A 22,047-nucleotide genomic window follows, 5' to 3' on the forward strand; every position below is an offset into this window, starting at 1 on the left:
CCGACTCCCCTACTCCCAGCGGAACCAGCGGGACGCGCCCGCCGTGAGCAGCACGGTCCACGCCACCAGCACGCCCAGGTGGGTCCAACCCGGCCAGTTCCCCGCCGCCGCCCTGTTCAGGGCCTCGGCGGCGGCGCCGAACGGGGTGTAGCCGACGATGCGGGCCATGACGTCGGGCATGGCGTTCACCGGGAGCCACACGCCCGCGCAGAACATCATCGGGAAGAACACCGCCGACCCGATGGCGCCCGCGATCTTCGTCGTCCGGGACAGCGCGGAGACCACGGAGCCCAGCGCGAGGGCGGCCAGGATCGCGAGGAGCAGGGCGAGGAGGTAGCCGCCGGGCTGCTTCGGCAGGCGTACGTCGAAGGCGAGCCGGCCGACGATCAGCGCGAGCAGGGCGGAGACGAGGGCCGCCGCGCCGTAGACCACCATCTGCGCGGCGAGCAGGGCGGTCGGGCGGACCGGGGTGGCGGACATGCGGCGGAGGATGCCGCGTTCGCGGTAGCCGGTGATGTTCTGCGGCATCGACTGGAGCGCGCCGACGATCATGCCGAGCAGGACGGCGACCGGGACGTACACGTCGACGGTGCGCAGGCCGCCGAGGTCGGCGTCGTGCTCGCGGAAGCCGGGGATGGAACCCAGGATCACCAGCAGCAGGGTGGGGAACAGCAGGATCCAGAAGAGGGCGCCCGGTTCACGGCGGAAGAGCTTCACCTCGGTGCGCAGGACTGCGGTGTTCATGCGGAGACCTCCGTCAGGTCCAGGAACGCGTCGTCCAACGTGGCGTCGGACACGCGGAGTTGGTGGGCGGTGATGTGGTTGCGGGCGAGCAGCGTGATGACGGCGTTGACGGTCTCGTCGGAGCCGGAGAGCGTGATCCGGCCGTCCTTGCGCGTGACGGACGTGAGCGCGGGAAGCGCGTTCAGGTCACCGTCGTCCAGTGCCGCGGAGGGCGTGAAGCTGATGACGGTGGAGCCCGCCGAGCGCCTGATCAGCCCGTCCGGGGTGTCCAGGGCGGCCACCCGGCCCTTGTCGATCACGGCGATCCGGTCGCACAGCCGCTGCGCCTCCTCCATGAAGTGGGTGACGAGCAGCACGGTGACCCCGCTCGCCCGCACGTCCTCGATCAGCTGCCAGGTGTCACGGCGGGCACGCGGGTCGAGCCCGGTGGTGAGCTCGTCGAGAACGACGACGCGGGGATTGCCGATGAGCGCGAGCGCGATGAACAGCCGCTGCTTCTGCCCGCCGCTGAGCTTGGCGAACCGGGTGGTCAACTTCGCGGTCAGGCCCAGCCGTTCGGCCAGCGGCCGCCAGTCGGCGGGGTGCGGATAGAAGGACGCGTACAGCTCCAGCGCCTCGCGGACGGTGAGCTTGGCCTGGAGCTCGCTCTCCTGGAGCTGGGCGCCGAGGACCCGGGCGACCTCCGCGTGGTCGGCGACGGGGTCGAGTCCGGTGACGCGGACCCGGCCCGCGTCCGGGACCCGCAGACCCTCGACGCACTCGACGGTGGTGGTCTTGCCGGCGCCGTTCGGGCCGAGGATCCCGAAGATCTCGCCCTCCTCGACGGCGAACGAGACCCCGTCCACGACGGCCCGGCCGCCGTAGGACTTCCGTAGTGCGGTGACTTCGATGACAGGAGTGGCTGACATGTTCCGAGGGTCCCGCCGGAGCCGGTCCCGGCACATCGGCCATCGCGCTCGAAGGCGCATCAACCGATCGGTTGATGCGCCACTACGACTCCCCTCGATGTGCCGCTACGACCCCTCGAACACCCAGGTCGTAGGACCAACGGCCGATCCCGGTCCGGCCAAAACTCGGTGGGCACTGTCAGTGGTGGTCCGTAGGCTCGCCCGTGATGACCACGACACCCGCCTCCGCCGAGGACCACTCCGACCGGTCCGCCGTCCGTACGCTCGCGCGGCTGTGGCCGTACGTCCGCCCCGTGCGGGTACGGCTGTTCGCCGCGGCCGGGGTCGCCGTCGTCGCGTCCTGTACGGGCCTGGTGTTCCCGCTCGTCCTGAAGTGGATGGTGGACGGGCCGGTCGCCGACCGGGACACGGCGGGCGTGTGGCTAGGGGCGCTGTATCTGCTGCTGCTCGGGTTCGCGGAGGCGATCCTGTTCGGGCTGCGCCGGTGGCTGGTCGCAAGGCCGCTGTCACACGTCGAGGCGGAGATGCGGGCGGACCTGTACCGGCATCTGCAACGCCTGCCGGTGTCCTTCCACGACAGATGGCCCTCGGGCCAGCTCCTCTCCCGCGGCACCACCGACCTGATGCTGCTCCGGATGTTCCTCGCCTTCCCCCTGACGTTCCTGCTGGTCAACGCGGTGACGATCCTGGTCGGCGTGATCATCATGCTGCTCCAGGACTGGACACTGGGGCTGGTCATCCTGGGGCCCGCCATACCGGTGATCGTCACCTGCGTGATCTTCGAGCAGCGGTACGCGCACGTGGCCCGCCGCGCGCAGGACCAGGTCGGCGACCTGACGACGGTCGTCGAGGAGAGCGTCCTCGGCATCCGCATCATCAAGGGCTTCGGCCGCCACCGCACACAGGCCCGCGCCTTCCGCGACCTCTCCCGCACCCTGCGCGGCACCGAACTCCACAAGGCCCGACTCCTGGCCACGATCTGGGGCGTCATCGTGACCCTCCCCGAGCTGGCACTCGGGGCGGCGCTGGTGGTGGGGACAGTGCAGGTCGCGGACGGGGGGCTGTCGGCGGGCACGTTGGTGGCGTTCCTGTCCACGGCACTCGCGCTGCGATGGCCGGTGGAGTCGATCGGCTTCCTGCTGGCGATGAGCCAGGAGGCGGCGACGGCGACGGAGCGGTTCTTCGAGGTGATGGATGAAATCCGGGAGGAGGAAGCGCCTTTGAGGGCCGCGCCCCAAAGGGGCGCGGGGAACTGCGCGCTCAGCCCCCACGAACCGGCACCCGAAAACGACGGCATCCGTTTCACCAAAGTCTCCTTCCGCTACCCCGACGCCCCGCCAGATTCCCCACCCACCCTCGACCGCATAGACCTACACATCAGACCCGGCGAGTCCATGGCCCTGGTAGGCGCAACCGGCACCGGCAAAACCACCCTCACCGCCCTCGTCCCCCGCCTCCACGAGGTGACCTCCGGCCAGATCACACTGGACGGCGAGGACATCACCGCCATGCCCCGGGAATCGCTGCGCGCCCTCGTCGCCGTGGCCTTCGAGGAACCGACGTTGTTCTCGGCCAGCGTCGGGGAGAACGTACTCATGGGAGCGGAAAAGGCCGCAGGAGAAACCGAGTTGGAGCGAGCGCTGGCCGTCGCACAGGCCAACTTCGTGCACGCCCTCCCCCAGGGCACGGACACCCAGGTGGGCGAACAGGGCCTGAGCCTCTCCGGCGGCCAACGCCAACGCCTCGCCCTGGCAAGGGCGGTGGTGGGCAATCCCCGCTTCCTGGTCCTCGACGACCCGCTCTCCGCACTGGACGTCCACACAGAGGCCGCCGTCGAGGCAGCCCTCCGTCAAGTCCTGTCCGACACAACGGCGTTGATCGTGGCCCACCGCCCGTCCACGGTGTTGCTCGCCGACCGCGTGGCCCTCCTGTCCGAAGGCCGCATCACAGCCGTCGGCACCCACCAGGAACTCCTACGGACGAACGCGGAGTACGCGTACCTGATGTCTGGTGCCGAGCAGGAGACCCCCCAAGGGGCGCGGGGCGGTGTCGATATGCGGCTCCGCCGCGGGGCGCGACCAGCCCCCACCGGCCCGCAGACTCACAACCACCCGATCGGTGAGCAGAAGGACGCCCGATGACCGCGCCCACCACATCGGCACCCACCACCGACAACACCCCGGACCCCCCGCGCAGGCCCGCCGCAGGCGACCCCTTCGATCACGACACCCTGCCCACTCCCCCAGGCGCGACCGCCACCCTCCTACGCTCCCTGCTCGCCCCCATGAAGGCACGCGTCACCGTCACAACCCTCCTCCTTCTGCTCCAGCAGGCGGCCGTACAGGTAGGCCCGCTCCTCGTGGCGTACGCCATCGACCGCGCGGTACCGGCGTTCCGGGACGACAACCACGGCCCGCTGATCGCCGTAGGGGCGGGCTACCTGCTCTGCGCGCTGATCTCCGGCGGACTCCAGTACGCGTTCATCGGCGCCTCCGCCCGCGTCAACCAGGACGTGCTGCTCGATCTGCGCGGCCGTATCTTCCGGCACGCGCAGGCGCTCAGCATCGACTTCCACGAGCGGTACACGTCCGGCCGGCTCATCTCCCGTTCCACCACGGACATCGAGGCCCTGCGCGAACTGCTCAGCGAGGGACTCCAGGAGCTAATCACGGTCATCCTGTCGTTCGTGTACATCTCGGCGATGCTGCTCTGGCTCGACCTGGGCCTCGGCGCGGTCGCGGTGGCGTCCTTCGTGCCGTTGTACCTGCTGGTGCGGGTCTACCAGCGGCGCGCGGTACGGGTGTACGCGATCCGGTCCACGGCGATCGCGCGCGTGATCGTGAAGTTCGTCGAGACGATGAACGGCATCCGCCCGGTCCGCGCCTTCCGCCGCGAGGCCGTGAACGACGCCGACTTCCAGGTTCTCAACCAACAGCACGAACGCTCCAACGGCGACGCCCTGTTGGAGATGGCCCGCTATGTCACCGGCTCCCGCCTGGTCGCCAACACGGCCGTCGCGGCGATCGTGCTGTGGGGCGCGACCCGGGTCGCGGACGGCTCACTGGAGTTGGGCGTACTGGCCGCCGCGGTGCTGTACCTACGGCGGCTCTACGACCCGATCGACCGCCTCGGCATGTTCCTCAACTCCTACCAGTCGGCCGCCGCTTCCCTGGAGAAGATCGCGGGCCTGCTCGCCCAGACCCCGACCGTCCCCGAACCCTCAACCCCCGTCCAACTCCCGGCACTTGAGTCGGAGCAGCCCGGCCGCGAGGTCGTCTTCGACGGCGTCCGCTTCGCCTACCGCACCGGCGGCGAGGTGCTGCCCGTCTTCGACCTCACCCTCCCCGCAGGCCAGACGGTCGCCGTGGTCGGCTCAACGGGCGCGGGCAAGTCCACCCTGGCCAAGCTCCTCGCCCGCTTCTACGACCCCTCGGACGGGCGGGTCCTGCTCGACGGCGTCGACCTGCGCGAGTTGTCCGGGCCCGAACTGCGGCGCGGGGTGGTGATGGTGACGCAGGAGGCGTTCCTGTTCTCCGGCACGGTCGCCGAGAACATCGCGATCGGCCGTCCGGACGCACCGCGTGAGGAGATCGAGCGGGCCGCGAAGGCGATCGGCGCGCACGACTTCATCAGCGCGCTGCCCGACGGCTACGACACGGACGTACGCAAGCGGGGTGGCCGTATCTCGGCCGGTCAGCGCCAACTCGTCGCGTTCGCACGCGCGTTGCTCGCCGACCCCGCCGTCCTCATCCTCGACGAGGCGACCAGCTCCCTCGACGTCCCGGGCGAACAGGCCGTACAGCGCGCCATGTCGACGGTCCTGCGCGGCCGCACGGCGGTCGTGATCGCGCACCGACTGTCCACGGTCGAGATCGCGGACCGGGTCCTGGTCATGGAACACGGCCGAGTCGTCGAGGACGGCGCCCCGGCCGAGCTCATCGCGGGGACGGGGCGCTTCGCGGATCTGCACCGGGCCTGGCGGGACAGCCTGGCGTAAGCGGGGTCCGCGGCGCGGGGCGGGAAGCGGCGATGGATCGCACCCGGGCCCGACGCTCCGCGCGTTGCGTGGTTGTTCGGCTGCCGGCCGGTGGGGGCTGGTCGCGCAGTTCCCCGCGCCCCTGAAGATGCCGACCCGCCGCGTCTTTTAGGGGCGCGGGGAACTGCGCGACCAGCCACAACGCACCGCAAGCCGCCAACGCACCTCAGCCCCCACCCCCACCCCTCCCCCCTCCCCGCTTGCGAAGCGGAACCCCGTTCCGTATCGTTACCGGAACAAGGTTCCGCTTACCCATTTCAGAGGACGTAGCCATGCAATACCGCACCCTCGGCCGCACCGGCGTACAGGTCAGCACCCTCGCTCTCGGCGCGATGAACTTCGGCAGGATCGGGCGCACGAGCCAGGAGGAGGTCACCGCGATCGTCGACGCCGCTCTCGCGGGCGGGGTCAATCTCATCGACACCGCGGACGCGTACAGCGGAGGCGAGTCCGAGGAGCTGCTCGGCAAGGCGATCGCCGGTCGGCGCGACGACATCGTGCTGGCCACGAAGGCGAGCCTGCCGATGGGCGAGGAGCGCAACCACCAGGGCGCCTCGCGCCGCTGGCTGGTCACCGAGCTGGACAACAGCCTGCGCAGGCTCGGCGTCGACCATGTCGACCTCTACCAGATCCACCGCTGGGACCCCCGCACCAGCGACGAGGAGACCCTCTCCGCACTGACCGACCTCCAACGCGCGGGAAAGATCCGTTACTTCGGCTCCTCGACCTTCCCCGCGTACCGCATCGTCCAGGCGCAGTGGGCCGCCCGCGAGAACCACCTGGGCCGTTACGTCACCGAGCAGCCCAGCTACTCGATCCTCCAGCGCGGGATCGAGACCCACGTACTGCCGGTGACCGAGGAGTACGGCCTCGGCGTCCTGGCCTGGAGCCCGCTCGCCTCGGGCTGGCTGTCCGGCGCGATCCGCGAGGGCCGGGAGGTCACCACCAGCCGCTCCGCGTTCATGCCCCAGCGCTTCGACACCACCGTCCCCGCCAACCGGGCCAAGCTCGACGCCGTCGAACAGCTGGCCAAGGTCGCCGACGAGGCCGGCCTCACGATGATCCAGCTCGCGCTCGGCTTCGTGACCGCGCACCCGGCCGTGACCAGCGCGTTGATCGGCCCCCGCACCCTGGACCACCTGCACACCCAGCTCGCCGCCTCCGACACCGTGCTCACCGCCGACGTGCTCGACGCGATCGACACGATCGTCGCCCCCGGCACCGACCTCGCCGCCCACGAGAAGAACGACACCCCGCCCGCACTCCTCGACCCGACCCTGCGCCGCCGCTGAGGCCCACCGGACAGCAACCGGACAACAGAGAGAACGGAAGCACAGCCATGTCCGACCCGAACCCCGCGATCGTGTCCGTGAAGCCGGTCATCCTGCCCGCCCCGGGCCGCGGCGAGGACCTCCAGGTCCGCGTCTCCGCGCCCGTGACCGGCGGTGATCTGCCGGTCGTCGTCTTCTCGCACGGCTTCGGCTGGTCGATGGACGGCTACGCCCCGCTGGCGGACCACTGGGCCGCGCAAGGCTTCGTCGTCGTCCAGCCGACACACCTCGACTCCAGGACGCTCGGCATCCCGCACGAGGACCCCCGCTTCCCGGAGATCTGGCGCATCCGCATCGAGGACCTCAAGCGCGTACTGGACGAACTCGACGTCCTGGAAGCGTCGGTGCCGGGCCTCGCGGGACGCGTCGACCACGACCGCATCGCCGTGGCCGGCCACTCCTGGGGAGCCCAGACGGCGAGCACACTGCTGGGCGCCCGCGTCCTCGACCCCGACGGCTCACCCGGCGAAGACCTCTCCGACCCCCGCGTCAAGGCGGGCGTACTGCTCGCCCTGACCGGCCTGGGCGACGACCTGACCCCGTTCGCCGCCGAGCAACTCCCCTTCATGAGGCCGTCGTTCGCCACGATGACCCCACCGGCACTCATCGTCGCCGGAGACCACGACCAGTCCCGGCTCTCCACCCGCGGCCCGGACTGGTTCACCGACCCGTACACCTACAGCCCCGGCGACAAGACCCTGCTCACCCTCTACGGCGCGGAGCACTCACTCGGCGGCATCCCCGGCTACGAGGTCGCCGAGACGACGGACGAAAGCCCCGCCCGGGTCGCCCTGCTCCAACGCCTCACCACGGCGTTCCTGCACAGCGCGCTCCACCCCGAGGACACCGCGTGGCAGAAGGCAGCCGCCGAACTGGCCGAAGACCCGGCCCCGTTGGGAAAACTACAGAGCAAGGAGTAAGGAGTAGAGCAGCGATGGCAGCAGAGAACTCCGAGGACTCAGCGGACTCAAGCAACCTGCCGAGCAACTGGGGCCGCTGGGGCGCCGACGACGAACTCGGCACGCTCAACCTGATCACCGACGAGACCCGCGCCAGAGCCGCCGCCGAGGTCCGCACCGGCCGCTCGGTGTCCCTGGCCCTGCCGATCCGCCCGACGCCCCTCATCAGCGGCCCCTTCGCCCCGACCACGGCAGAGGCCTCCCCGGTCCACCAACTGATGGCCCTCACCGCCCCAGCGGCACACGCGACCGCGGACGTCGTCCTGATCACCAACCACCACCCGCGTTCGACCCACTTGGACGCCCTCACCCACCAGTCGATCGACGGCCGGGTCTACCCCGGCCGGTTCCTCGCCGACAGCGTCTCCCCGTCCGGAGTCACCCACGGTTCTACGACGGCCTTCGCCGCCGGCGTGGTCACGCGAGGCGTCCTGCTCGATCTCGCGCCGACCGGCCCGCTTCCCGCCGGTCACGCGGTCACCGCGCGGGACCTCGACGCCGCCGAGGAGCGCGAGGGCGTCACGGTGGAGTCCGGCGACGCGCTGGTGGTGAGGTTCGGACCGTCGCCCACGCCCGGTCCACCGATGCCCGGCATCAGCGTCGACGCCGTGCGATGGATGCACCGCCGCGGGGTATCGCTCTACGCGGGCGACACCGGCGACGCCATCCCGTCAGCGGACCCCGGGGCACCGCTCCCCCTGCACGGCATCGGCCTCGTACGGCTGGGCATGCCGCTGATCGACGCGGCGAACGTCGAGGAACTGGCCGCCGTGTGCGGGGAGTTGTCCCGCCACACCTTCCTGCTCACGGTCGCGCCCCCACGCGTCCACGGCCTGACCGGAGTTCCCGTCAACCCGCTCGCCGTCTTCTGAGAGCCCGGAGGGACACCTCTCAGGGAAACCACACCTCGCACACGTTCTCCTCCGTAGGACCGCCCAGGGGTAACTCCCGGCGGAGGCACACCTGTTGGGGCCGGTACACGCACTCTGCGTACCGGCCCCTCGGCATGCGGCGGGCGATATTCGATGGGCAACCGCGCTCACGCTCGGTAATCTTCGTTGCCTCCAACCACCCCCGGCTCGCTCACGGCTGCGCGCTCCCGGCAGCCCGAGCAAGGAGGCACATGATCGACGCGTACGAGGATCCCGGGACACCCGACTGCCGGGGCGGCTGGCGGTTCCTGTGGTGGCTGGTGTGGCAACAGCCGGGGCGGGCGGCGTCCGGGGCGCTGCTGTCGAGTGTGTGGATGGTGCTGATGGCGGCGGCGCCGTATCTGATGTCCCGGGCCGTCGACGACGGGCTGGTGCCGGGGAACATGGGCGCGCTGGCCTGGTGGACCGGGGTGCTGTTCGTGGTCGGTGCGGTCAACTCGTGGCTGAGCATCATGCGCCACCGCACGATGACCCGGGTCCGGATCGACGCCAACTTCCGCACGGTCAAGCTGATCGTCGGCCAGACGGTCCGGCTCGGCGCCGTGCTGTCGCGCCGTGCGCAGGCCGGCGAGGTCATCACCACCGGCGTCGGCGACGTGTGGACGATCGCCCAGTCCCTCACCGTCGTCGGCCCCGGCTTCGGCGCCCTCGTCGTCTACGGCGTGGTCGCGGGCGTGCTGCTGTCGATCTCGGCGCCGCTGGCCGCCGTGGTGCTGCTGGGTGTGCCGGTGATCGCGTTGCTCGCGGGGCCGTTGACGCTGCGGTTGCAGAGCGTGGAGACGGAGTACCGGGAGCGGCAGAGCGTGCTGACCGCGCGCATCGGCGACCTCGCGGGCGGTCTGCGTGTCCTCAACGGCCTTGGCGGCAAAGGGCTGTTCGCGGACGCGTTCCGGGGTGACTCGCAGCGGCTGCGCGCGCAGGGCTACCGGGTGGGCGCGGTGGCGAGCTGGGTGCAGGCGATCGGGGTCGGGCTGCCGACGCTGTTCCTGGCCGTGGTGACCTGGCTCGCGGCCCGGCTGGCGGCCCAAGGGCAGCTCAGCATCGGTGAGTTGGTCGCCGTGTACGGCTATGTCGCGGTGCTGATCGGTCCGGTGGCGTTCTTCGTGCAGATGGTCTACGAGTTGAGCCGGGGCGTGGTGGCCGCGCGGCGGGTCGTAGAGCTGCTGCGGCTCGAACCCGTGCCGGACAAGGGGGAGTTGGACGCTCCCGCCGAGCCGGCCGTCCTGCACGATCCCGACTCGGGAGTGCGGGTGCTGCCGGGGCGGCTGACCGCGCTGGTCGGGGCGCGGCCCGCCGACGCGTTGGCGGTGGTGGACCGGCTCGGGCGGTACGCGCCGTCGGTGGCGACCTGGGGCGGGGTGCGGCTGGACGCGATTCCGCTGGACCAGGTGCGGGCGCGGATCCTGGTCGCCGACAACGAGGCCGACCTGTTCGCCGGACCGCTGACGGAGGTCGTGTCCGGGCGCCACGAGCGGTCGGCGGAGGCGGTGGCGAGGGCCGTGCGCGCGTCCGCCGCCGACGACATCGTGCAGGGTTTGCCGGAGGGCCTGGACTCGGCGGTGGCCGCGCAGGGGCGCAGCCTCTCCGGGGGACAGCGTCAACGGGTGCGCCTGGTAAGGGCGTTGCTCGCCGAGCCGGAAGTGCTGCTCGCGGTGGAGCCGACCTCGGCGCTCGACGCGCACACGGAGGCGGCGGTCGCGCGACGGCTGCACGCGGAGCGCACGGGCCGTACGACGGTGGTGACCACGACGTCCCCGCTGGTCCTCGACCACGCGGACACCGTGCACTACCTGGTCGACGGCAAGGTCGCGGCCAGCGGCGGCCATCGCCGGCTGCTGGCGGAGGAACCCGGCTACCGCGCGCTGGTGGCCCGGGACGTGGAAGAGGAAGAGGTCGTACGGTGACGCAGTCCTCACTGGCCAAGGGTCAACTGCCCGTCGCGGGACGGGCGGACGTACGGCGGGCCGCGCTGCGGCTCGTACGAGTGGACCGGCGGGCGTTCGCCATCGTCCTCGTCGTGAACGCGCTGGCCGCCGGGGCCGGGCTCGCCGGGCCGTGGCTGCTCGGGCGGATCGTGGACGATGTGCGGGCCGGGGCCGGGGTGAGGGTCGTGGACCGGCTGGCGCTCGTCATCGTGGCGTGTGCGCTGGCCCAGTTGCTGCTGGCGCGCTGGGCGCGGTACGTGGGGCACCGGTTCGGTGAGCGCACGCTGGCGCGGGTGCGGGAGGACTTCGTGGACCGGGCGCTGGCGCTGCCCGCGTCGGTGGTGGAGCGGGCCGGGACGGGTGACCTGACCGCCCGCGGTACGGCGGACGTGGCGATCGTGGGCACGACCCTGCGCGATGTCGGGCCGGAGCTGCTGGTCAACTCGGTGCAGGCGCTGTTCGTGATGGGCGCGGTGTTCGTCCTCGACCCGCTGCTCGGGCTGTTCGGGGTGCTGGGTCTGACGCCGGTCTGGTTCGTGCTGCGCTGGTATCTGCGCCGGGCCCGGGACGGCTATCTCGCGGAGGGCGCGGCCAACTCGGAGGTCGCCGAGATCCTCACGGCGACCGTGGCCGGGGCCCGCACGGTGGAGGCGTTCCGGCTCCGGGAGCGACGGGTCACCGCGAGCCGCGACACCCTGCGGACGGCGCTACGGAGCAGGCTCTACACCCTGTTCCTGCGGACGGTGTTCTTCCCGGCGGTCGAGGTGTCGTACACGATCCCGGTGGCGGGCGTGCTGTTCGTCGGCGGGTGGCTGCACGGGCGCGGGGAGGTGGGCCTGGGCGCGGTGGTCGCGGCGGCGCTGTATCTACGGCAGTTCACCGAACCGCTGGACCAGATCCTGATGCGGATCGAGCAACTCCAGAGCAGCGGCGCCTCGTTCGCCCGCGTGGAGGGGCTGGCCCAGGCGCCTCGGGCGGAGGGCGACGGTGACGCCCCGGTTCCGGCGGACGACCGGATCGACGTGACGGGCGTGCGGTACGCCTACGAGCGCGGCGGCGAGGTGCTGCACGGCGTCGACCTGACCGTACGGCCGGGTGAACGGCTCGCGGTGGTCGGCCCGTCCGGCGCCGGGAAGACCACGCTGAGCCGACTGCTGGCGGGCGTGGACGCGCCGACCGAGGGCACGGTGACGGTCGGCGGGGTCCCGGTCTCGGGTCTTGCCCCGGAGACGCTGCGCCGCCAGGTCGTGCTGGTCACCCAGGAGCACCACGTCTTCCTGGGCTCGGTCCGCGACAACCTCCTGATCGCCGAACCGGCCGCCACGGACGAGGAGTTGTGGGCGGCCCTGACGGCGGTCGGCGCGGAGGAGTGGGTCCGGGACCTGCCGGACGGCCTGAACACCCGCCTGGGCCCCCGCGGTTCGGCCACGGACGGTTCCCAGGCCCAGCAACTCGCCCTCGCCCGCGTGGTGTTGGCCGACCCACACACTCTGATCCTGGACGAGGCGACGGCCCTGCTGGACCCGGCCACCGCCCGGCACACGGAGCGCGCCCTGGCCGCCGTACTGGAGGGCCGCACCGTCATCGCCATCGCCCACCGGCTGCACACCGCCCACGACGCGGACCGGGTCGCGGTGATGGAGGGCGGCCTGCTGACCGAACTGGGGCCGCATGAGGAGTTGGTGGCGGCGGGGGGCGCATATGCGGCGCTGTGGAACTCGTGGCACGGGGACGGGCGGGGGGCGGGGGGCTGACGCCGGGGGGGGCTGAAAGACCGTTCCCCGCCCGGCAGTTGACGCCTCACTGACTCAACTCCGGCAGCGCTTAAGGCAGTTGGGGCACCTACAGCTGACGCCGCTTGACGGCTCTCCACATGACCCGGGCCTCGGGGCACATGACCTTCACACACGCCTTGCACGACTGCCCGTGGTCAAGGAGCCTGCGGTACGCGGCAACGTCGTACGACGGCGACGACGTCCCCTTGCCGACCGGCGCGCTCACAGCCCACTCCGGCTGCGGGCGTTGGCCACGGCCACGTCCGCCGACAGCCGCTCGGCATCGGTCGGCGGCCGGATCGGACCCTCCGCGTCCCACTCACGGCCCCCGCCGACCGGCCGCAGTTGCCAGTGCGGCCCCTCGTGGCCCATGGCCCGGCCGACCTGACAGACCGCCTCGTCGAACGCGAGATCACCGATCTCAGGGGTGAACTCGCTCATGCGCACCCCCGCCGGAGGGCGTCCGCGAGGCGCAGCGCGACGTCCGCGCGCACCCGCCCCAGGTTGATCAGGTTCAGGTCGGGGGAGGCCGTGTCGGCTCCCAGGGACGGCAGGACGATCCCCGCAGCCGCCAGCGCTCCGCGCAGCCCTTCGACCGCCTCGACGGCTCCGGCCGTGCCCGACTTCTGTGCAGTGGTCATGAACTCACTGTCACGGCAGGGCAGTTGAACCGGCGAGCGGGTATGCGCGGTTATTCTCGGGTAAGTGTGTCTTATGTCCGAGAATTCTCACGGAGCGTCAGGAAGGCCATAGCCGGGCGGGGCGCCCCGGCGACAAGCTGATCGAAATCCCGGCGAAAGGAACTGATCATGGCTCGTCGCCTGCGCTTCAACGGCACCGGAAGCGGCGTGAACGGCTGCCCGGCCGTCCACGAAGACCTGGACACCGGTGAAGTGATCATTCACGGCCCGGCGCTCACCGACCCCGACGACATCGCGCGCCTCCGCCACCTCGGACAGGACGAGGTACCGATCGTGGTCCCGCGCGAACTGCTCGTCGACTTCGGCCCCAAGGAGGTCACACGCGTGCCGAACGTCATCGGCCTGGACGAGTTCGACCGGCTGTTCACACAGTTCGAGCACACCGCCTGGCGGCTGGAGACGCACCGTCGGTACGCCTCGGACGAGGTCACCGACACCTACGCGCAGTTCACCCGGGGCGAGCCCGTGGACTGGGACGGCAAGGACGCGGAATGGTGCGCCGAGCGGCGGGCACAGACCGCGCTCGGCAAGCGGTTCGAGCGGGTGCGGATCATCGACAGCCCGCCCACCCCGGGGCAGCTCTACCTGCTCGACAACGCCCGGCGGAACAGCTCGGTCGGCGAGGACATCCGGAATCTCCCTCGCGCGGACGCCGAGCGGCTCCAGCTCCCCGAAGAGGACTTCTGGATCTTCGATTCCCGGCTGGTCGTGCTGCTCAACTTCGACGACACCGACGACCTCGTGAACGTGGAGCTGATCACGGAGCCGGTCGAGGTGAACCGGTACGCCCAGGCACGCGACGCGGCGACGCACTACGCCGAACCGTACGAGGAGTTCGCGGCGAGGCTCGCCGCCGGCGAGTAGACGGGAGATCGGGACCGGTGACCACGGACTACCAGCAGGCGCGTGAAGCGCTCGGGGTGCGGCTGCGTGAGCTGCGCATGTCGGCCCCCGACGGACGGCTCACCGGTACCGAACTCGCCCGGCGGCTCGGCTGGCCGCAGCCCAAGATCAGCAAGCTGGAGAACGGCAGGCAGACCGCAACTCCGGATGACCTCCGCGCCTGGGCCGACGAGACCGGCCAACCGGACGCTTACGACGAACTCCTCGCCCGGCTCAGGGGGTTCGAGTCCCACATCCGCTCATGGCGGCGCCAGCTCGCCTCGGGGCACAAGCCCGTGCAGGACACACACCTGAGCGCGCACACCGACGCCTCCGTGTTCCGGGGCTGGGAATCCTCCATGATCTTCGGGATTCTCCAGACCCCGGACTACGCCCGTTCGATCTTCACCAGGTACGCCGAACTCCAGCAGTCCCCCCGGGACACGGAAGAGGCCGTGCGGTCCCGTATGCAGCGCCAACAGGCGCTCTACGACCCCACGAAACGCTTCCACCTGATCCTGTGGGAGGCCGCGTTGCGGGCGCTCATCTGCCCGCCATCGGTGCTCGCCGCGCAGCTCGACCGCCTCTCCGGCGCCGTCGGCCTGGACACGGTCGAGCTGGGGATCATCCCCTTCTGCGCGTCCCTCAAGATCCCGCCCGCCACCGCTTTCTGGATCTACGACGACAAACGCGTGATCGTCGAGACGTGGCACTCCGAGCTGTGGATCGAGGACGGCACCAGCGTGAGCACCTATCTGCGCACCTGGAACACGCTCCGCGAGAGCGCCGTATACGGGGCCGACGCCCACCGGATCATCAGTGCGGCTCGGCAGGCCCTCAACTCATCTGACCGCTCCGGGTGATCCGGAAGCGCTGTGCGGCCCGCAGACGGCCGCCGGAGCTTCGGACGATGGTCGGCCGCAGCCCATACGCCCGCGTGATCGAGGCGCGTACCGAGGATCCCGACCGGCAGTTGACGCCTCACACCGCGTCCGGCCCCCGCTCCCGCGTCCTGATCCGCACCACCTCCTCCACCGGCGTCACCCACACCGTGCCGCCACCCGTGCCGCGGGCTCCCGCGGCACGGATCACGCGGACCAGGTCGGTGGCGTCGAAGTCGAGGGTGAGGATGTCGAGCCGGAGTCGCGGGGCAAGGTTCACCCGGTACTCGCTGCCCCGGTAGACCTCCACCCGGACCGGCCGGGACTCATAGGCCCGCACCTCGGTCACGGTCACTCCCCGCACCCCGAACGACTGGAGGGCCTTCATGACGTCCGGGACGCGGTGGGGCGGGAGGACCGCGGTGACCAACTTCACGGGAGCCCCCTCGACTTGGAGTGCCGGTGAGACATCTGTCCGCCGGGGGTCCGGGGGTTGTCCCCCGGGTGATACAGCACCCGTCCTCAACTCCCGGCATCTCAGGCCGAGTCCGGTTCCCTGGTCTTCTCCGCGACCGGTGCCGGTGCCACCGCCGCCACCGGTTCGGACACGGAGACCGACGCCACCGCCGACGCCACCGCCGACTCCGCCGGGTACGCCTCCTCGTCGTGGACCGCGATGTCGCCGGCCTCCAACACCTCGTCCGACGCCCGGAGTTTCACGAACAGGCCGATCGCCTTGAGGATGAGGAAGGTCATCACGGCGTCGTAGAGGATGACCGTGCCGGCCGAACCCGCCTGTTTCCACAGCTGGTCGACGTTGCCGTAGAGCCAACCGCTGGTGGACCAGGCCGTGGTGCCGTCCTTGTTGAGGTACACCGCGACCGCCGGGTCGGCGAAGATGCCGACGAGCATGCCGCCGGCGAGGCCCGCGATGCCGTGGGTGTAGACGACGCCGAGCGCGTCGTCGACCTTGTTGAACGGCGGGACCTTGGACAGGTAGTTCCAGGCCAGCCAGACGATGGACGACGCGATGATGCCGATGTAGATCGCGCCGATCCCGGTGACGAAGCCGGCCGCCGGGGTGATCGCCACCAGGCCGACGATCATGCCGTTGATGCCGCCGAGGAAGGTCGGCTTGCGCTGCGGTCCGACGAACATGTCCCAGAACACCCAGACGAGTAGGGCAACTGCCGTACAGAGATTGGTGTTGAGGACCGCGAGGGCGGCGTTGTGACCGCCGAAGTACATGTCGCCGCCGTTGAAGCCGTTCCAGCCGAGCCAGAGGATGCCCGCGCCGACGGCGACCATGGGGAGGTTGTTGGGCACGCCGTGGGCGCGGTCGCGGGCCAGGCGTGGTCCGATCACCGCCGCCGCGACGAAGCCCGACGTGCCCGCGGCCAGGTGGATGACGTAACCGCCGGAGTAGTCGAGCGCGCCCTTGGCCGCCCACCAGCCGCCGCCCCACAGCAGGAAGGCGTTGACCGTGTAGACCAGCGTCGACCACAGCGGCACGAACAGGAACCATGCGCGGATGTTCATTCGGCCGACCACGCTGCCCATGAACAACAGAGGCGTGATCGCCGCGAACGCGAAGTGGAAGTAGGCGAGCGTGGACTGCGAGAAGTGGAAGCTCGGCATCAGGTCGTTGCCGTTGACGAGCGGTATCCACGCCTGTTGTTGTTCGCTCGCCGAACCGACGATCGCGCCGGGCCGGCCGACGAACGCGCCGAGGATGCCGGGCCAGTGGGAGTCCAGGGGTTCGCCGAACCCCATCTTGAACTCCCAGAGGACCCAGCCGACCAGGACCAGCGAGAAGCCGGTGAAGGCCATGAACATGGTGTTCACGACCCATTTGCGCTGGACCAGGCCTCCGTAGAGGATCGCGATGCCGGGGATGCTCATCAGGCCGACGAGTGTCGCCGCGACGAGCTGCCAGGCGTTGTCGCCCGCGTCCAGCCAGTTGGGATAAGGAATCACTGCAACCGTCAACTCCCCTCGTGGGAGCGGCGGTCCGGCAGGACCGCCGGTTCGAACGGCAGGATCGTGCCGGATCTTTTTCCGGTTGGTTCCGGGGGCATGTCGGCCCGGAAAATTTCTGTTCACGGTCAAGGAAGCGTCAATTGACGCTCCGGATAACGGACTTGAACACCCGGACAACGAACGAATTCCGGCCAACCTCCTGACGCGCCCCTGACAGAAAGCGCGGACTGCTGCCACTCTTCCCACTGGCGCTTCACAGCAACCCCACAGCTTCACACCAGTGATCACTGTGATCCCTGTGATCTCCCCTGGTCGCGCGATCCGCGACCGTCCCGAAGGAGTCAGTGTTGAGAAGCAATTCCTCGCGCAGACGCACCTCCCACATAGTCGCCGCAGTCGGCGTCACCGCTCTGCTCGCCGCGGCCGTCCAGGCCGGCGCGACCTCCTCCGCCGCTCCGGCCAACCCCCTTGCCAGCAAGGGGAATCCGGCGCACATGGCCCTCTCACTCTCCCCCTCGCAGCGCGCCGAGCTGCTCCGCGACGCCTCGACGGCGCGGACCTCGACGGCCAAGGACATCGGCCTCGGCGCCAAGGAGGCGCTCGTCGTCCGTGACGTCATCAAGGACGCCGACGGCACGGTCCACACCCGCTACGAGCGCACCTACGGCGGACTTCCGGTGCTCGGCGGCGACCTGGTCGTCGACACCGCCAAGTCCGGTGCCACCGAGCGCGTCGTCAAAGCGACCAACGCCACCATCGCGGTCGCCGACCTCACCCCGAGCGTCACAACCGGCGCCGCCGAGAAGCAGGCCGTCTCCCGCGCCAAGGCCCTCGGCTCCACCAAGTCGGCCGCCGACTCCGCCCGCAAGGTGATCTGGGCGGCGAGCGGCAAGCCGGTGCTGGCGTACGAGACGGTCGTCGGCGGCCTCCAGGACGACGGCACCCCGAACGAACTCCACGTCATCACCGACGCGGCCACCGGCAAGAAGCTCTACGAGTACCAGGGCATCGAGAACGCCACCGGCACCGGCAACACCCAGTACAGCGGTTCGGTCCCACTGACCACCACCCAGTCGGGCTCGAACTACACCCTGACCGACGGCGACCGCGGCGGCCACAAGACGTACAACCTGAACCATGGGACGTCCGGCACCGGCACGCTGTTCTCGCAGACCAGCAACACCTGGGGCAACAGCACCACGTCGAACGCGGCGACGGCCGGCGCGGACGCGCACTACGGCGCCGCGGAGACCTGGGACTTCTACAAGAACACGTTCGGCCGCAGCGGCATCAAGAACAACGGCGTCGGCGCCTACTCCCGTGTCCACTACGGGAATTCGTACGTCAACGCGTTCTGGGACGACGGCTGCTTCTGCATGACGTACGGCGACGGTTCCGGCAACGCGGACCCGCTGACCGCCCTCGACGTGGCGGGGCACGAGATGAGCCACGGCGTCACCTCCAACACCGCCGGGCTCAACTACTCCGGTGAATCGGGCGGGTTGAACGAGGCGACCTCCGACATCTTCGGCACCGGCGTGGAGTTCTACGCCAACAACTCGACCGACGTGGGCGACTACCTCATCGGCGAGAAGATCGACATCAACGGCGACGGCACGCCGCTGCGTTACATGGACAAGCCGAGCAAGGACGGCGGCTCGGCGGACAGTTGGTACTCGGGGGTCGGCAACCTCGACGTGCACTACTCGTCGGGCATCGCCAACCACTTCTTCTACCTGCTGAGCGAGGGCAGCGGCGCCAAGGTCATCAACGGCGTCAGTTACAACTCGCCCACCTCGGACGGGCTTCCGGTCACCGGCATCGGCCGGGACAAGGCACTCCAGATCTGGTACCGCGCGCTCACCACGAAGTTCACGTCCACCACCAACTACGCGGCGGCCCGCACCGGGACGCTCGCGGCGGCCGGTGAGCTGTACGGCACGACGGGCGCCGAGTACAAGGCGGTGCAGGACGCGTGGGCGGCCGTCGCGGTCGGTGCGCGCTCCGGGGGCGGCGGGGGTACCGGTACGTCGTTCGAGAACACGGCCGACGTGTCGATTCCGGACAACGGGGCGGCAGTTACCTCGTCGGTCACCGTGTCCGGGCGGACGGGCAACGCGCCCACGAACCTCGCGGTCGCGGTCGACATCGTGCACACCTGGCGCGGTGACCTGGTGATCGACCTGGTCGCTCCGGACGGGTCGACGTACCGCCTGAAGAACTCCAGCTCGTCCGACTCGGCGGACAACGTGCAGGCGACCTACACGGTCAACGCGTCCTCCGAAGTCGCCAACGGCGTCTGGAAGTTGAAGGTCCAGGACGTGGCGGCACAGGACACCGGCTACATCAACAGCTGGAAGCTTACGTTCCCGTAAAAACCAGCCGTCCACTTCCGGCCGCACGAACTGGGCGCCGCCTCGGGGTTTCAACTCCGGGGCGGCGCTCTGTTGTGGACGTTTACATTGCCGCAATGTTTCCCGGACAGTCGATTTTCAGCCAACATCACTTGGGGGTCCTGACATGTACGCGCCCCTGATGCCACTCTTCCCTCACGCCGCTTCAGCACAGCCGATTCACAACCCGCTCCGGTCAGTAACCCCACACTGCCGGACTCCCCCACAGAGGAGCTTGCGTGACCCCCCTCTACGCGCGTCACAAGCGCACCACCCTGGCCATCGCCACCGCGGTTGCCGCCGGCGCCCTGCTCGCCACCGGTGTCTCCACCGGTGCCTCCGCCCAGCCCGCCGCGGCCAAGCCGGCGCCCCTCGCCGCCGCCCCGCAGCTCCTCTCCAACTCCGCGCGCGTCGCGCTGGTCCAGGAGAAGCAGGCCGCCGCGCCCGAGACGGCCCAGCAGATAGGCCTCGGCACCAAGGAGAAGCTGGTCGTCAAGGACGTCGTCAAGGACGTCGACGGCACGCTCCACACCCGCTACGAGCGCACCTACGCGGGCCTCCCGGTCCTCGGTGGCGACCTGGTCGTCCACACCGCGCCGTCGGGCAAGACCGAGGGTGTCACCAAGGCGCACGCCGCGGCCATCAAGGTCGCCACCGTCACGCCGAAGATCTCCACCGCCAAGGCCGAGAAGCAGGCGCTGACCATCGCCAAGGCGGCCGGCTCGGACAAGACCGCCGCCGACGGTGCCCGCAAGGTCATCTGGGCCGGTGGCGCCACCCCCGTCCTCGCCTACGAGACGATCGTCGGCGGCTTCCAGGACGACGGCACCCCCAACCAGCTGCACGTCATCACCGACGCGGCCACCGGCAAGAAGCTCTTCGAGTACCAGGGCATCGAGAACGCCACCGGCACCGGCAAGACGCTGTACTCGGGCACCGTCAGCCTCACCACCTCGCTGTCGGGCACGACGTACTCGCTGACCGACGCCTCGCGCGGCAGCCACAAGACGTACAACCTGAAGCACGGGACGTCCGGCACCGGCACTCTCTTCACCAACACCACCAACACGTGGGGCACCGGCGCCGCGTCCAGCTCCACCACGGACGTGACCGCCGCCGCGGACGCCGCCTACGGCGCCCAGGAGACGTGGGACTTCTACAAGGACACGTTCGGCCGCAGCGGCATCAAGAACAACGGTGTCGGCGCCTACTCCCGTGTCCACTACGGCAGTTCGTACGTGAACGCGTTCTGGGACGACAGCTGCTTCTGCATGACGTACGGCGACGGGTCGAGCAACACCCACCCGCTGACCTCGCTGGACGTGGCCGGCCACGAGATGAGCCACGGCGTCACCTCCAACACCGCGGGCCTGAACTACTCGGGCGAGTCCGGCGGCCTGAACGAGGCGACCTCGGACATCTTCGGAACCGGCGTCGAGTTCTACGCCAACAACAGCTCCGACGTCGGCGACTACCTCATCGGCGAGAAGATCAACATCAACGGCGACGGCACCCCGCTGCGCTACATGGACCAGCCCAGCAAGGACGGCGGCTCCGCCAACTACTGGTCCTCCTCGGTCGGCAACCTCGACGTGCACTACTCGTCGGGCGTCGCCAACCACTTCTTCTACCTGCTGTCCGAGGGCAGCGGTTCGAAGACGATCAACGGGGTGGCCTACAACTCCCCGACGTCCAACGGCGCCACGCTCGCCGGCATCGGCCGCGCCAAGGCGCTGCAGATCTGGTACAAGGCCCTGACGACGTACTTCACGTCGACCACCAAGTACGCGGGCGCCCGCACCGGCACCCTGAGCGCGGCGGCCGCGCTCTACGGCTCCAGCTCCGCCGAGTACGCCGCGGTGGCGGCCACCTGGACGGCCGTCAACGTCAGCTGACGACAGCCGAGTTGACAGGTAAGTGACTAGGGCGGTACCCGGAGCGAAGGCAATTCCGGGTACCGCCCTACTCTTGGGTTCCATGTCCTTCACGTACGACGACGTCGGCGCGACCCGCGAACGCGGCTTCTGCCCCCCGGGCTTCCACCCCCTGTATGTGCGCACCCGGATCGGCGAGGGCGAGAAGGTCTTCCGCCGAGCCGCCGAAGCGGTCCTGACCTGGGAAATGCACCGCGAGATGGGCGTCGGCATCGAGGCGAGCGCCGAAAAAGCGGCCCCCGGCGTAGACGTAACGGTCACCCTCGCCGGCCTCATCAAGGGCCCCTGCCGCATCGTCTGGACGGTAGAGGAACACCGCAGAGCCGGCTGGGCCTACGGCACCCTCCCCGGCCACCCCGAATGCGGCGAGGAAGCCTTCGTCGTCGACCGCACAGGCGACGGCACAGTCTGGCTGACAGTCTCCGCCTTCAGCCGAGGCGCCAAGTGGTACGCCCGCCTGGGCGGCCCGGCAACGAGGGGCTTGCAACACGCGTACGCGCGAAGGATCGGCAGCACGCTGCGCCAGATGTGCGCGCCGTATTCGGAGGTGTAGGGCGGCCAGCCGATGTCCGGCTTTTCGGAGGTGTGAGGGGCGTGCCGAAGTCCGGTGCTCGCGGACAACGCCCCTTTTTTAGGGGCGCGGGGAACTGCGCGACCAGCCCCCAC

At 70.1% G+C, this 22,047-nt stretch carries 18 protein-coding genes; 12 read left to right on the forward strand and 6 right to left on the reverse strand.

Translation table 11 applies throughout. The annotated features are described in order from the left end of the window. Positions 1-9 precede the first annotated feature (9 nt). Both OG194_RS14040 and OG194_RS14045 read right to left on the reverse strand, forming a co-directional pair. Positions 10-744: an ABC transporter permease gene (locus tag OG194_RS14040; protein WP_327401203.1), complete on the reverse strand. Its 735-nt coding sequence runs from the start codon at positions 742-744 to the stop codon at positions 10-12. Then, on the reverse strand, positions 741-1,652 hold the full coding sequence (locus tag OG194_RS14045) for an ABC transporter ATP-binding protein (protein WP_327401204.1): 912 nt from the start codon (positions 1,650-1,652) through the stop codon (positions 741-743). The genes OG194_RS14040 and OG194_RS14045 overlap by 4 nt, the downstream gene beginning before the upstream one ends. Positions 1,653-1,858: 206 nt before the next feature. On the opposite strand from OG194_RS14045, the gene OG194_RS14050 reads away from it, so the two are divergent. From OG194_RS14050 to OG194_RS14080, 7 genes are all read left to right on the forward strand, one after another. Continuing rightward, positions 1,859-3,793, forward strand: a complete 1,935-nt coding sequence (locus tag OG194_RS14050) for an ABC transporter ATP-binding protein (protein ID WP_327401205.1) — start codon at positions 1,859-1,861, stop codon at positions 3,791-3,793. Then, positions 3,790-5,649 carry an ABC transporter ATP-binding protein gene (locus tag OG194_RS14055; RefSeq protein ID WP_327401206.1) on the forward strand — a complete coding sequence of 620 codons (1,860 nt, stop codon included), beginning with the start codon at positions 3,790-3,792 and terminating at the stop codon, positions 5,647-5,649. Before OG194_RS14050 ends, OG194_RS14055 begins: the two co-directional genes overlap by 4 nt. 311 nt (positions 5,650-5,960) lie before the next feature. Further along, on the forward strand, positions 5,961-6,980 hold the full coding sequence (locus tag OG194_RS14060) for an aldo/keto reductase (protein ID WP_327401207.1): 1,020 nt from the start codon (positions 5,961-5,963) through the stop codon (positions 6,978-6,980). 47 nt (positions 6,981-7,027) lie between these two features. Continuing rightward, complete coding sequence (locus tag OG194_RS14065; RefSeq protein ID WP_327401208.1) at positions 7,028-7,939, forward strand: alpha/beta hydrolase family protein; 912 nt, start codon at positions 7,028-7,030, stop codon at positions 7,937-7,939. Positions 7,940-7,953: 14 nt separating this feature from the next. Further along, complete coding sequence (locus tag OG194_RS14070; RefSeq protein WP_327401209.1) at positions 7,954-8,850, forward strand: cyclase family protein; 897 nt, start codon at positions 7,954-7,956, stop codon at positions 8,848-8,850. Between the two features lie 251 nt (positions 8,851-9,101). Continuing rightward, the gene (locus tag OG194_RS14075) at positions 9,102-10,814 is read left to right on the forward strand and encodes an ABC transporter ATP-binding protein (protein ID WP_327401210.1); all 1,713 of its coding nucleotides are present in this window, start codon (positions 9,102-9,104) and stop codon (positions 10,812-10,814) included. 11 nt (positions 10,815-10,825) lie between these two features. Next, positions 10,826-12,589, forward strand: coding sequence for an ABC transporter ATP-binding protein (locus OG194_RS14080; protein WP_327407062.1), 1,764 nt, complete (start codon positions 10,826-10,828; stop codon positions 12,587-12,589). Between the two features lie 243 nt (positions 12,590-12,832). Here OG194_RS14080 and OG194_RS14085 read toward each other — a convergent pair whose 3' ends face one another. Continuing rightward, positions 12,833-13,051 carry a hypothetical protein gene (locus OG194_RS14085; protein ID WP_327401211.1) on the reverse strand — a complete coding sequence of 73 codons (219 nt, stop codon included), beginning with the start codon at positions 13,049-13,051 and terminating at the stop codon, positions 12,833-12,835. Continuing rightward, positions 13,048-13,251 carry a hypothetical protein gene (locus OG194_RS14090; RefSeq protein WP_327401212.1) on the reverse strand — a complete coding sequence of 68 codons (204 nt, stop codon included), beginning with the start codon at positions 13,249-13,251 and terminating at the stop codon, positions 13,048-13,050. The genes OG194_RS14085 and OG194_RS14090 overlap by 4 nt, the downstream gene beginning before the upstream one ends. Positions 13,252-13,419: 168 nt before the next feature. On the opposite strand from OG194_RS14090, the gene OG194_RS14095 reads away from it, so the two are divergent. After that, positions 13,420-14,175 (forward strand): DUF6879 family protein, encoded by a 756-nt coding sequence (locus tag OG194_RS14095; protein ID WP_327401213.1) that lies wholly within the window; start codon positions 13,420-13,422, stop codon positions 14,173-14,175. Positions 14,176-14,192: 17 nt separating this feature from the next. After that, complete coding sequence (locus tag OG194_RS14100; protein WP_327401214.1) at positions 14,193-15,056, forward strand: helix-turn-helix domain-containing protein; 864 nt, start codon at positions 14,193-14,195, stop codon at positions 15,054-15,056. 118 nt (positions 15,057-15,174) lie between these two features. On the opposite strand, the gene OG194_RS14105 is transcribed toward OG194_RS14100, so the two are convergent. Both OG194_RS14105 and OG194_RS14110 read right to left on the reverse strand, forming a co-directional pair. Continuing rightward, complete coding sequence (locus tag OG194_RS14105) at positions 15,175-15,510, reverse strand: P-II family nitrogen regulator (protein WP_327401215.1); 336 nt, start codon at positions 15,508-15,510, stop codon at positions 15,175-15,177. Positions 15,511-15,611: 101 nt separating this feature from the next. Continuing rightward, positions 15,612-17,051: an ammonium transporter gene (locus OG194_RS14110; protein ID WP_327401216.1), complete on the reverse strand. Its 1,440-nt coding sequence runs from the start codon at positions 17,049-17,051 to the stop codon at positions 15,612-15,614. 350 nt (positions 17,052-17,401) lie between these two features. Here OG194_RS14110 and OG194_RS14115 point away from each other — a divergent pair, with 350 nt between their 5' ends. The 3 genes from OG194_RS14115 to OG194_RS14125 all read left to right on the forward strand — a co-directional run bounded on the left by OG194_RS14115 (position 17,402) and on the right by OG194_RS14125 (position 21,934). Next, complete coding sequence (locus tag OG194_RS14115; RefSeq protein WP_327401217.1) at positions 17,402-19,429, forward strand: M4 family metallopeptidase; 2,028 nt, start codon at positions 17,402-17,404, stop codon at positions 19,427-19,429. Positions 19,430-19,686: 257 nt separating this feature from the next. Further along, complete coding sequence (locus OG194_RS14120) at positions 19,687-21,342, forward strand: M4 family metallopeptidase (protein WP_327401218.1); 1,656 nt, start codon at positions 19,687-19,689, stop codon at positions 21,340-21,342. Positions 21,343-21,424: 82 nt separating this feature from the next. Then, positions 21,425-21,934: a DUF1990 family protein gene (locus OG194_RS14125; RefSeq protein WP_317883535.1), complete on the forward strand. Its 510-nt coding sequence runs from the start codon at positions 21,425-21,427 to the stop codon at positions 21,932-21,934. Positions 21,935-22,047 lie beyond the last annotated feature (113 nt).

The organism is Streptomyces sp. NBC_01288, assembly GCF_035982055.1.
Classification (GTDB): domain Bacteria; phylum Actinomycetota; class Actinomycetes; order Streptomycetales; family Streptomycetaceae; genus Streptomyces.